The organism is Streptomyces sp. NPDC060027, assembly GCF_042737005.1.
In the GTDB taxonomy this organism is placed as follows: Bacteria; Actinomycetota; Actinomycetes; order Streptomycetales; family Streptomycetaceae; genus Streptomyces.
This window is the reverse complement of record NZ_JBHWVI010000015.1, coordinates 1-11,316: the sequence shown is the minus strand read 5'-3', so window position 1 is coordinate 11,316 and position 11,316 is coordinate 1. Positions and strand designations below refer to the sequence as shown.

Here is an 11,316-nt window from a genome sequence, read left to right as displayed (position 1 = left end):
CCGGTGTCGGTCCGGGCGGCTTCATCGGCGGGCCCGGGGGACCCGGCGGCCGTCACGGTGCCCAGCCCCTCACCGCCTCCGCGGCCACCGCTTCGAACCGGCGGACCGTGTGGTTCCAGCGGTAGCGGGCGGCGCGCTCGCGGGCCGCCCGGCCCATCAGGGTGCGACGGTGGGCGGACAGGGCCAGGGTGCACCAGGCCGCCGCGAAGGAGGACTCACCGCGGGCCAGCACCCCCGTCTCGCCGTCCACGACGGAGTCCCGCAGCCCGGGTACGTCGAAGGCGATCGCCGGGGTCTCGCGCGCGGCCGCCTCGGTGACCACCAGGCCCCAGCCCTCGACCGCCGACGGGTGCAGCAGCAGCCAGGCGGCGCAGAGCAGCCGGTGCTTCTCCGCCTCGGACACATGGCCCGCGAACTCGACTCCGGGGCCCGCGAGTTGTGCCAGACGCTGCCGCTCGGGACCGTCCCCGACGACGACCAGCCGGCCGCCGGTGACCGGGCGGACCCGCTCCCACAGCCGCAGCAGCAGATCGATCCGCTTGTACTCCACGAGCCGCCCCATCGCCACGAACAGCGGCTCGGGCGAGCGCGCGGCACGCGGCCCCGGCTCCTCGACCCCGTTGTGCACGACCCGGATGCGGTCCCGCTCGACCCCGATCGTGTGCAGGGCGTGCGCCGTCGACGGAGAGACGGCGACCAGCAGATTGCCGCGCTGCGCGCCGGCCAGAGCCCAGTGTTCGAGTCTTCGGCCGAGCCGCGCGGCGGGCGCGAGCGGGCCGCCGAACCGCATCGTCCACAGATCCGTGTGCACATGGTTGACCAGGCAGAGCGTGGGACCGTGATGCCACAGAGGTGCGAGATACGGCAGCCCGTTGCACACCTCGACGAGCAGGTCGCAGTCGCCGACCTGACGGTGGAAGGCGGGGCGGGCGCGCAGGAAGTGGCCCAGGTCGCCGCCCGCCGAGACGACCCGGTAGTCGCGGTAGGACGCGGGGCCACCGCACAGCAGGGTGACCTGATGGCCGAGCCGGGTCAGTCCCTCGGCCAGCCGGTCGACGAGGAGTTCGGAACCGCCCGCCGCGGGATTGCCGAGATCACGGCGGGCGAGGAAGACGATGCGGCGCGGGTGTGGGGGGAGCGCCTGAGGGTACTGCGCGGAGCGCGGGGACGCGGTGCGCAGCGGGGACGGCACGTGCTGGGGCATGGGTGCTCCAACTCGTCTCGGGGTGCGGAACTCAGTGTGGGGGGTGGGACGCGGCGCGGATCATCGGTGACCGTGCGGCCTTGGACGCTGCTTTCCGTGGGTGATGCCGTGGGGCCGCCCGGTCGTGGGGGATCGCGGGCGCTTGCTGCAACGGGGCTGTGGACGACCTGTGTTCGGGTGGGGTGGACAGTTTTCGCCGCGCCGTTCGCGTCGGCTACTCACCGGAGTGACAATTTCGGGGCTTTGTGGAGCTGACGGCGCATCACATCGTGAGGGAAGTGGGGGGCGACTCGGACGAATCGGGATCATGCCGCCCACGTACCAGCAAAACGGTACCCACCAGAACCAGGACGCATCCCAGCACACCGGCACCGATCGGCAACGTCTCCCCCAGAAGGCGCAGTTGGCCGCTCTCGGTCTTCGCCTGCTCGACCTGGTCCCGCTGGGTCGCCGCGGTGAACGCCAGCTTCCGGCTGTCCAGGAGCACCGCGGCGTCCTTGTCGCCGCCCGGTGCGCGCAGTGTCTTGCGCGGGCCGACCTGCGCGTAGATCACCCGTCCGGTGCGCTGGTCCACCACGAGTTCGATGAGGTGGTTGGCGTACCACTCCTCGGCGAGCACCTGGCTGCGCTGCGGCTCCCCGACGATCGCGCCCGGCACCAGCCGCGTCCCGGTCCGGGTGGCGGGGACGGCCCCGGTGAACCGGTACCCCTCGTACCCGCGGATCTTCCTGACGCCCTTGTAGTGCAGGGTGACGGGCGCGCCCAGGGAGTTGTCCCACCAGCGGTACCCGCGTTTTTGCACGTCGAAGGGGAATTTCAGATAGGCCTCGCCCTCGAAGTACGGGCTCTCCTGGCAGCAGTGCGCCGGCTGGTTGGACCTCCGGTCGGTGACCCAGCGGCCCGGCATGAACTCCAGGGCGTCGTGCGGGTCGGCCGCGGGCAGCGACCTGTCCGTGTCGACGGTCGTCGTCACGTCCCAGACGGCCTTCCCGCTGCGCTCGCTGTCGGCGACGTCACCGCGCACCACCTGGGTGACGGTGATGTTCCGGCCGGGCACGGTCTCGACCTTGTCGACGTCGAAGACGCTGCCGGTGCCGGTGTAGACGGCGGTCGTGTCGATGTCGATCGGATTCACGGCGGCACGTGGCTCCACGTACCAGACGAGCAACGGGGCCAGCACGAGGAGGAAGGTGCCGAGGCCGACGAGGATCAGGGAGACGGGTGAGAACTTCCGGCGCATCCGGGCACTCCAGGGGCGTGAGGAGGCTCGACGCACGAGGGATATCTGGTGGTACGAGGTGATACGGATGCGTCGACACCAAGGGAGAAAGTGCACGTGCGGTATGGGCCGGGAACCGTAGGCGCACCCTTGACGGAGTGTCAATGCATTGTCGAGACTGGCTCCTGCCGGGCGGGGCCGGCATGGGCTGTGTCCGCGGGACCACTCGACCGGTGGCCGCGCGGTCCCTGGGTGGGGACGACCTCCGACCGAGAGGCTGACCCTGCGATGTCCAGACTGCTCGCCGCCGCACTCACCGTCGTTGTCGCCGCCGCGCTCGCCGTGGGCGCCGCGCTCGGCGTCGTGGCGCTGCTCGACGCGACCCCCGACCAGCCGAACACCCCGCTGATCACCTACGAGAATGCCGGCCAGGAGCGCTGACCGTGTCGAGCCGCGGAGGCGCACGGCCGGCGCCGGCGCGCGAGGACGAAGGCCCCGTCCGGCCGGGCGGGGCGGAGATCCCGGGGGCGCGCGGAGACCCCGGCGAAGCGGGACCCGGACGCGGTCGCCCTCCCGGCGACGGCGGCGACGTCCCGGACGCGGACCGAACGGCGCAGAACCGCCCGGCAGCCGCCACCACGCGCTCGGCCTGGCACGACGTTCCGCGCCTCAAGGTGCGCCAGTTCGCGACGATCGCCATGGCCGAGGCGCCGGTGCTCGCCGAGGAGATCCTGCGCGAGATCCGCCGCGAGTACCCGCACCTGCCCCTCGTCCTCGACGACTCCGGCGAGCCCATGGCCCTGGTCGGCATACGCCGTGCCATCGAGGTCTTCGTGCAGCACCTGGAGACGGCGGAGGGCCGCCCGCGCGTCCACCCCGAGGTCTTCCAGGAATTCGGCCGGGGCGAGGGCATGCACGGCCGCACCCTCGACGCGCTCCAGGCGATCTACCGGCTGGGGGTCAGACTCGCCTGGCGGCGGTTCGCGGAGATCGGGCAGCGCGTCGACATCCCGCCCCCGGCGATGTACGAGCTCGTCGACGCGGGATACGAGTACCTGGACGGTCTCGTCGACCAGTCCGTGCGCGGCTACGCCGAGGCGGCCGCCCGGCAGGCCGGGGAGCGGCTGCGTCTCCAGCGGCGCCTGATGGAACTCCTGCTTTCCGAGGACCACACCCGGGGCGACCTCGCCGAGGCGCTCGTCGAACGGGCCGCCCGGATCGGCTGGCCGCTGCCCGGCCGGCTGGCCGTCGGCGTGCTGCTGCGCCCGGCCCGGGAAGCCGTCGCGCCCGCCGTCGGACCGAGCGTGCTGCTCGACATGGAGTACGAGCAGCCGCGCATGGTCGTGCCCGAGCCGGACTCCGCGGGCCGCCCCGAGCTGCTGCACCGGGCGCTGACCGGATGGGCCGGGGCGATCGGACCGCCGGTCCCGCTGGCCGACGCCGCGAAGTCGCTGCGCTGGGCGGATGCCGCCGTACGCCTCATGGAGCGGGGGCTGCTCCCCGCCGGCGAGGTCCTGCTCTGCACGGAGCACACCGAGGCGCTGGTCCTGCTCCAGCCCGAGGAGCTGATCGACGATCTCGCCCTGCGCTGCCTGGAACCCCTCGCCCACTGCGGGCCCACCCATGGCCGCAGGCTCGCGGAGACGCTGCTGGCGTGGCTGGAGACACGGGGCGGCGCCCCCGAGGTCGCGGCCCGGCTCGGTGTCCATCCGCAGACCGTCCGGTACCGCCTCCGGCAGATCAGGGAGCTGTGGGGCGACGAGATCGACGACCCCGACCGGCGGTTCGAGCTGGAGCTGGTGCTGCGTGCGCAACGCCTGCGGGGCGAACTGGGAGACCCCCACCCCCGCCGCTGACCGGGCCGCCGCCGGCCGCCGCCGACCTCGGATTCCTCCGCGTGCCACCGATCCCGCCCGCCGGGCACGGACCCCGCCCCTCGCCTGCCCGCCCGCCCGCCGGGCACGGACCCCGCCCCTCGCCTGCCCGCCCGCCCGCCGGGCGCGGACCCCGGCCTTCGCCTGTCCCCTCGCTGGGCACGGACCCCGCCCTTCGCCTGTCCGCCCGCCCGCCGGGCGCGGACCCCGGCCTTCGTCTGTCCGCCCGCCGGGCGCGGACCCTGCACTTCCCCTGTCCGCCCGCCGGGCGCCGACCACGGCCTCTCCCGTCCGCCGTGCCGGGTGCCGGGTGCCGGGTGCCGAGGCTCGGTGCGGCGCATGTCACGGGCTCTCCGGGCCGGGACCGATGCCTCAACCCATTGCCCGGCCAAGCTCATTATGACTAGCCTGTGTTCGTCATCCCGATCGTCTGTTGAAATTTCGAACATTAGGGAGGGGGCCGGTTGTGGGACGCCTTGTACCTGCCGTGACCCGAGCTCTGGACATACTGGAGCTCTTCCTCGACGGGGACGGGACTCTCTCCGCCCCCGACATCGTGCGCAGACTCCAGCTGCCGCGCACGACCGTGCACGAACTGGTGACCACCCTCGCCGCCCGCTCGTACATCGTGCAGGTGCCCGGCCAGCCGGGACGCTACCGGCTCGGCGTGCGCCCGTACCAGCTCGGCAGCCGTTACGCCGAGCAGCTCGACCTCGCGGCCGAGGGCCAGCAGGTCGCCCGCTCCGTCGCCGAGACCTGCGACGAGACCGTGCACGTGGCGATCCTCGAGGGCACCGACGTCATCTACATCGCGAAGGTCGACTCCACGCACGCCGTCCGGATGGTCTCGGCCGCCGGCCGCCGTCTTCCCGCGCACTGCACCTCCGTCGGCAAGATGCTGCTCGCCTCCCTGTCCGAGCCGGAGCTGACCTCGCGGGTCCCCGACGACGCCGACCTCGTCGCGATGACCCCCAACAGCATCACCGAGCCGGGCGCCCTGCGCGAGGCCCTCGCCGAGATCCGCGCTCGCGGGATCGCGGTGGAGAGCCGTGAGTCCAACCCGGACGTCAGCTGTGTCGCCGCCCCGGTGCGCGACCGCGCGGGACACGTCGTCGCCGCGCTCTCCATCTCCGTACCGATGATCCGCTGGAGCGACGAGCGCCGCGTCGAGCTGGAGCAGCTCGCGGCGAAGGGCGCGGCGGAACTGTCCGAGCGGCTCGGCCACCGGAACGTGGGATGACGGCCGTCGAGGTCGCGGTCCGCGCGCACGCGGCCCTCGGTGAGGGTCCGACCTGGGACCCCGTCGCGCGGCGGCTCATCTGGGTCGACGTCCTCGGCTCCCGGGTCCACACCTACGACCCCGCCTCCGGCCGCCGCACGGTGCTGGCCACCGAGCAGCACGTGGGCGCCGCCAAGCCCCGCGCGGGCGGCGGCCTGGTGGTCAACCTCCGCGACGGCGTGGGCCTCTACGGTCCCGCGGGGTCCGGAGAGTTCCGCTGGCTGCACCGGGAGCCCGTGCCCGGCCGCCGGGCCAACGACGCGGCCGTCGCCCCCGACGGCTCGTTGTGGTGCGGCACCATGCGCTACGACGAGGCGCCGGGCGGGGGCACGCTGTCGCGGTTCGACCCCGACGGCACGGTCCGCCCGATCCTCGACGACGTCGCCGTGAGCAACGGCACGGGCTGGAGCCCCGACGGCCGCCGTGTCTACTACGTCGACTCGCCGACCCGCCGCATCGACGTCTTCGACATGGGCGACGACCGGCTCCCCGTCGGCAGGCGCCCGTTCGCGACCGTGGAGGACGGGTTCCCCGACGGTCTGACCGTGGACGCCGACGGCTGCGTCTGGGTGGCCCTGTGGGACGGCGGAGCGGTCCGCCGCTACACGCCGGACGGCGTCCTGGACCGGGTCCTCGAACTGCCGGTCCGCCGCCCGACCTCGTGCGCGTTCGGCGGCGCCGACCTCACCGACCTCTACATCACCACCGCCCGTACGGGCCTTACGGCACCGCACCCGATGTCCGGCTCCCTGCTCGTCGTCCCGGGCGCGGGCAAGGGCCTGCCGCAGCCGGCGTTCGCCGGATAGCCGACGCCTCCGATCCCGCCGCGAGCCCCGTCCAGGTGCCGGTCACCGGGCGGGGACTCGCGTTTTCGCGCCCCGTTTTTTGTGCAAACCATTGACGAGTAAGCGCTTCCTGTCTACGGTCCCGTTCGAAGTCGCGATCAAGGAGCGTCCCGGCGTCGCGGACTGATCATGCGTGGCCTTCGTCAACGACCCCGCCCGCCGCGACGAAAGGACACCATGCGCACCGCCCGCTTCGTCCTCGACCCCGCCTTCACCATCGGTGAGGTCAACCCCCGTCTCTTCGGCTCCTTCGTCGAGCATCTCGGCCGCTGCGTCCACACCGGCATCTTCGAACCCGGTCATCCGGCCGCGGACGCCGAAGGCCTGCGCACGGACGTGCTGGAGCTGGTCCGCGAACTCGGTGTCACAGTCGTCCGCTACCCCGGCGGCAACTTCGTCTCCGGCTACAACTGGGAGGACTCGGTGGGCCCCGCCGAGGAGCGGCCCCGCAGGCTGGACCTCGCCTGGCGCTCCACCGAGTCCAACCGCTTCGGGATCGGCGAGTACATCGACTTCCTGAAGAAGATCGGCCCGCAGGCCGAGCCGATGATGGCCGTCAACCTCGGCACCCGGGGGGTCGTCGAAGCCCTGGAACTCCAGGAGTACGCCAACCACCCCTCCGGGACGGCCCGTTCCGATCTGCGGATCGCGCACGGCGACAAGGACCCGTTCGGCATCAGGCTGTGGTGCCTCGGCAACGAGATGGACGGCCCCTGGCAGACCGGCCACAAGACCGCCGAGGAGTACGGCCGGCTCGCCGCCGAGACCGCCCGTGCGATGCGGCAGATGGACCCGGACCTCGAACTCGTCGCGTGCGGCTCCTCCGGGCAGGGCATGCCGACCTTCGCCGCCTGGGAGTCGACGGTCCTGGAGGAGACGTACGACCTCGTCGACCACATCTCCCTGCACGCCTACTACGAGGAGACCGACGGCGACCGGGACTCCTTCCTCGCCTCCGCCGTCGACACCGAGTCGTTCATCGAGAACGTGGTGGCCACCTGCGACCACGTGGGCGCCCGCCTCAAGTCGGCGAAGCGGATCAACCTCTCCTTCGACGAGTGGAACGTCTGGTACCAGAACCGGCCCAACCCGCACCCGGTGGAGGACTGGCAGGAGGCCCCGCGTCTGCTGGAGGACGTCTACAGCGTCACGGACGCGGTCGTGTTCGGCTCGCTGCTCATCGCGCTGCTGCGGCACGCGGACCGGGTGACCGTCGCCTGCCTCGCCCAGCTCGTCAACGTCATCGCGCCGATCATGACCGAACCGGGCGGCCCGGCCTGGCGGCAGACGACGTTCTATCCGTTCGCGCAGGCCTCGGCGCACGGGCGCGGGCAGGTCCTCGACGTCCGGGTGGAGTCACCGACGCACACCACCCGCAAATACGGGGAGGCGGACCTGCTGCACGCCACCGCGGTGCGCGCCGAGGACGGCTCGGTCACCGTCTTCGCCGTCAACCGCAGCCAGACCGAACCGCTGCCGCTCGAAGTCGCCCTGAACCGGATGGGGCTGACGACGGTGGTCGAGCACAGCGCGCTCGCCGACGCCGACCCGGACGCCACCAACACCCTGCACGGCCAGGAGCGGGTCACCCCGCACCCGGTCGAGGGGACCACGCTCCGGGACGGCACGCTGAACGCCGTCCTGGAGCCGCTGTCCTGGAACGTGATCCGGCTGGTCTAGGACGTGCCCCGGGCGGTCGTGGGGCCGGGGGAGTCCACCGGGGTCACCGGTACTCCTCCGGCCGCGCTGCCCAGCAGCGTCAGCTCCACCCGGCCGGGACCGGCGGGTGTGGTCCCGTCGGACAGCACGGCGAGGGCCAGTGTGTTGGGCCCCCGTGTGCGCAGCACCCCGTTCGGGAGGACGAACGTGTGCTGGGGCCCTACGTCGTTGATGTACTGGCCCATGTTCCAGCCGTTCAGGAAGATCTGGACGCGATAGGCGCGGGCCGGGTCGTCGGTCAGGGTGAGGCCGATCGAGGCGTCCACACCGCTGTCGACGGCGAGCCGGAAGCCGGTGCGGTACCAGGTGACCCCCTGCCGCCGCTCGGCGCGCGGGAAGTCGACCACCTTCCAGCCGCCGTCCGCGAACCCCGGCAGATGCCAGCCGTGCCGCTCCCCGTGCAGACCTCCGGTGTTGAGCGGTCCACGCACCGGATCGGGGGCCGCCGCGCCCTGGACGCGCCAGTCGACGGTGGGAACGGCCCCGGCGAAGGTGACGGCCGTCAGTCCCCGGGCCACCTTGTGGGAGTCGTCGGCCTTGCCGTCCTGGTCGTGCTGCATGCGCCGGACCAGGACGGACAGCACATGGGGCTGCCCGGCCCGCGGCCGGACGGGGAAGGCGGCGGTGGCCGCCCAGGTCCCCTGCCGCACGGTCTTCTTGTCCGGCACCGGCATCCGGTGCGTGCCCAGTGGCTCCCCGTCCAGCCAGGCCATCAACAGCCCCTGGGCGCCCGCGACATAGGAGAGGGACACCGACTCGGCGTCGCCCGCGTCCGCGAAGTGTCCCCGGTACCAGACGTCGCCGTAGTGGAAGCCGTAGTCGTCGGCGAACAGCACGGGCTGCCCGGCGGGCACCGGCGTGACGCTGTACGAGGACTTCTTGTCCGCGACCCGCCACGTCGTGTCGTCGTGATCGGCGGCCGACTCGGGATTCCCCTCGGACCGGCGCCAGGTGGTCAGGGCGGGCAGCCGCACCTGCGGCACACCGGCCAGCGGCTGCTCGGCCCGCAGACTCCCGGAGGTCGTGGCACGGGCTCTCAGCGTGCCGTGGTTCCAGACGAGTTCGCTCATTCCGCGTGGCCCCCACACCTCCAGATCCGCCGCCCGCACCGTGTCCCCGGTGAGATGGAGGGTCGTGCCGCGCAGGGCCGCCGTGCGCAGCAGCGCCGGGCCGCGCACCAGTACCGGACCCGACGGGGTGTCGTACCGCCACAGCAGGCGGGAGCTCTCGTCGTCGGCGAGCAGCAGCAGGAGGGGAGCGGCGATGCCGCCGCCCTCCACCAGGACCCGGGTGATGCCGCCGAGCCGGGCGTCGATCCGCAGGACTCCGTCCCGGTAGGTGTGCCCGGCGTTCCCCTCCAGCACGGTGACCGTCGGCTCGCTCGCGGACTCCAGGCAGGTGTGCGTCGACTCGCCGGCCCGGCCCGTGAACACCGCGATGTCCTGCCGCCCGGCGGTCAGCCACAGCATCGGCTGGGCGGTGGAGTACCGGAGCGTGCGCCGCCCGAGGGCGATGCCGGCGGCGAGCAGGCGGGCGTCGAGGCCGGGCACCGGCACCGCGACGGTCGTCCCCGCGAGCGGGACGGAGGCGACGGCCTCGGTGGACGAGTCGTTGCGCAGCACGTGGAAGTGCGCCTTCGTGTCCGGGTTGACCAGGTGGTACGCCTTGATGCCGAGGTCGGCACCCGTGTCGTCGCCGGGGATCGCCTCGGCCCGGTCCAGCTTCGCGAGGTCGGGCACCGAGTGCAGCAGCTGGCCGATCTGGTGCATCGGGACGAGCTTCTCGGTCGGCTGCCGGGCCTCGTCGAAGGCGGCCCCGTAGTCGTACGAGGTGTAGACGATCGGCGCGGGCAGCCAGCCCCAGGACGTGCCGCCGAAGGTCATGTAGACGTTGTGGACCGTGATGCCGTTGGCGAGGTTGGTGAGGTAGAAGCGCCGCTCGTAGGCCGCGTCCCGGGTGCGGCGGGACTCCGCGTACCCCTTGCCGTCGAACTCGGCCCCGCCCCATGGATCGAACCAGCCGCCACCGAACTCGGCGATGAAGCCCGGGGTGTCCGGGCTGGCGGTCGAGCCGCCCTTCACGCCGCCGGTGCCGAAGTGACCCCAGTCCGGTGGCGTCTTGAAGGGGGACGGGTAGCCGTCGAATCCGTAGAGGTAACGCCCTCGCTCGCCGCCCGTGTCGAAGGTGCCGGGGGCCCAGTGGCCGTTCCTGCCCTTGTCGTTGTGGAAGAGCGGCACGTCGATGCCGTCCGCCCGCACCTTGGCGTGGAGGTGCGCCATGTAGTCGCGGCCCGCGGCTTCGGTCACATGGTTGTCGTACTCGTTCTCCAGTTGGTAGAGGACGATCGTGCCGCCGCCGTCGGTGTAGAGGTGGCGGGTGGCGATGCGGTCGACGGCGGTCAGCCAGGCGTCGACGTGCGTGAGATACGTCGGGTCGGAGGTGCGGGCCGTCCCCCGGGTGACGGTCAGCCAGCCGGGGAAGCCGCCCGCGTCGACCTCGGCGTTGATGTACGGGCCCGGGCGCAGGATGACGTACAGCCCGGTCTCCGCGGCGGTCCGCAGGAACAGGTCGAGGTCGCGGACCCCGGTGAAGTCGAACTGCCCGGGGGCGGGCGAGTGGTAGTTCCAGGCGACGTAGATGCTGATCGTGTTGTAGCCGTGGGCGCGCAGCTTCTGCAGGACGTCCCGCCACAGGGACGGGCTCGGCAGCCGGAAGGGGTGGATCTCCCCGGACCAGATCACCAGGCGCCTGCCGTCGATCAGCATCGAGTAGCGGTCAAAGCCCACCGTGTGCGCTCTGCCGTCGGCGGTGGGCGGTGCGGGCGCGGGCCCGGTGGGTGCGAGGGGCGCCCTTCCGGCCGCGTACGCCTCGATGCCCCCGCTGCCGCTCAGCGAGAAGCCGAGCGCGGTGGTGCCGGCGAGTGCGCTGAAGGTACGTCTGCTCAACACCATGCGGGTCCTCCCGGGGACGGCGATGGAATTCCCCCTGCTCGGACCGGGTCCGAGAGCCCGGGGGAACGTGCGGCCATTGTCCACAGGGTCGGGTCATTCGATGGTCATATGAGGTTCTCGGCGCGGGCGGATTACGCGGTATGGGCGGTACGTGTGGTGCGGGCGGCGTCGGAGACCGCGGCGTGGCGGGGTGTCCGCGCCCGGCGGCGCGGCAGGCGCAGGTCC

Annotated in this window: 8 protein-coding genes; 5 read left to right on the top strand and 3 right to left on the bottom strand. The window is 72.6% G+C overall.

The annotated features are described in order from the left end of the window. Nucleotides 1-52: 52 nt before the first annotated feature. Complete coding sequence (locus ACFWBT_RS06130; RefSeq protein ID WP_385696518.1) at nucleotides 53-1,204, bottom strand: glycosyltransferase family 4 protein; 1,152 nt, start codon at nucleotides 1,202-1,204, stop codon at nucleotides 53-55. 262 nt (nucleotides 1,205-1,466) lie between these two features. Then, a complete protein-coding gene (locus ACFWBT_RS06125) occupies nucleotides 1,467-2,444 on the bottom strand; it encodes a DUF3068 domain-containing protein (protein WP_385696515.1) in 978 nt (325 codons plus the stop codon). Nucleotides 2,445-2,711: 267 nt separating this feature from the next. Between ACFWBT_RS06125 and ACFWBT_RS06120 the strand changes: the two genes are divergently transcribed. From ACFWBT_RS06120 to ACFWBT_RS06100, 5 genes are all read left to right on the top strand, one after another. Next, nucleotides 2,712-2,864, top strand: coding sequence for a hypothetical protein (locus ACFWBT_RS06120; protein WP_266848654.1), 153 nt, complete (start codon nucleotides 2,712-2,714; stop codon nucleotides 2,862-2,864). A gap of 233 nt (nucleotides 2,865-3,097) precedes the next feature. Beyond that, complete coding sequence (locus ACFWBT_RS06115) at nucleotides 3,098-4,279, top strand: helix-turn-helix domain-containing protein (RefSeq protein ID WP_385696628.1); 1,182 nt, start codon at nucleotides 3,098-3,100, stop codon at nucleotides 4,277-4,279. Between the two features lie 484 nt (nucleotides 4,280-4,763). Further along, nucleotides 4,764-5,537: an IclR family transcriptional regulator gene (locus ACFWBT_RS06110; protein ID WP_385696513.1), complete on the top strand. Its 774-nt coding sequence runs from the start codon at nucleotides 4,764-4,766 to the stop codon at nucleotides 5,535-5,537. Further along, nucleotides 5,534-6,382 (top strand): SMP-30/gluconolactonase/LRE family protein, encoded by an 849-nt coding sequence (locus ACFWBT_RS06105; RefSeq protein ID WP_385696510.1) that lies wholly within the window; start codon nucleotides 5,534-5,536, stop codon nucleotides 6,380-6,382. The genes ACFWBT_RS06110 and ACFWBT_RS06105 overlap by 4 nt, the downstream gene beginning before the upstream one ends. Before the next feature lie 216 nt (nucleotides 6,383-6,598). Beyond that, the gene (locus ACFWBT_RS06100) at nucleotides 6,599-8,101 is read left to right on the top strand and encodes an alpha-N-arabinofuranosidase (RefSeq protein WP_385696508.1); all 1,503 of its coding nucleotides are present in this window, start codon (nucleotides 6,599-6,601) and stop codon (nucleotides 8,099-8,101) included. Here the strand turns inward: ACFWBT_RS06100 and ACFWBT_RS06095 are convergent. Then, nucleotides 8,098-11,091: a beta-galactosidase gene (locus ACFWBT_RS06095; RefSeq protein ID WP_385696505.1), complete on the bottom strand. Its 2,994-nt coding sequence runs from the start codon at nucleotides 11,089-11,091 to the stop codon at nucleotides 8,098-8,100. The two genes, ACFWBT_RS06100 and ACFWBT_RS06095, sit on opposite strands and share 4 nt — an antisense overlap. Between the last annotated feature and the right edge of the window lie 225 nt (nucleotides 11,092-11,316).

Excerpts from the sequence above, each read along its gene's own strand:
- ACFWBT_RS06130 (WP_385696518.1), bottom strand. The coding sequence starts at position 1,204 with ATGCCCCAGCACGTGCCGTCCCCGCTGCGCACCGCGTCCCCGCGCTCC.
- ACFWBT_RS06125 (WP_385696515.1), bottom strand. The coding sequence starts at position 2,444 with ATGCGCCGGAAGTTCTCACCCGTCTCCCTGATCCTCGTCGGCCTCGGC.
- ACFWBT_RS06120 (WP_266848654.1), top strand. The coding sequence starts at position 2,712 with ATGTCCAGACTGCTCGCCGCCGCACTCACCGTCGTTGTCGCCGCCGCG.
- ACFWBT_RS06105 (WP_385696510.1), top strand. The coding sequence starts at position 5,534 with ATGACGGCCGTCGAGGTCGCGGTCCGCGCGCACGCGGCCCTCGGTGAG.
- ACFWBT_RS06100 (WP_385696508.1), top strand. The coding sequence starts at position 6,599 with ATGCGCACCGCCCGCTTCGTCCTCGACCCCGCCTTCACCATCGGTGAG.
- ACFWBT_RS06095 (WP_385696505.1), bottom strand. The coding sequence starts at position 11,091 with ATGGTGTTGAGCAGACGTACCTTCAGCGCACTCGCCGGCACCACCGCG.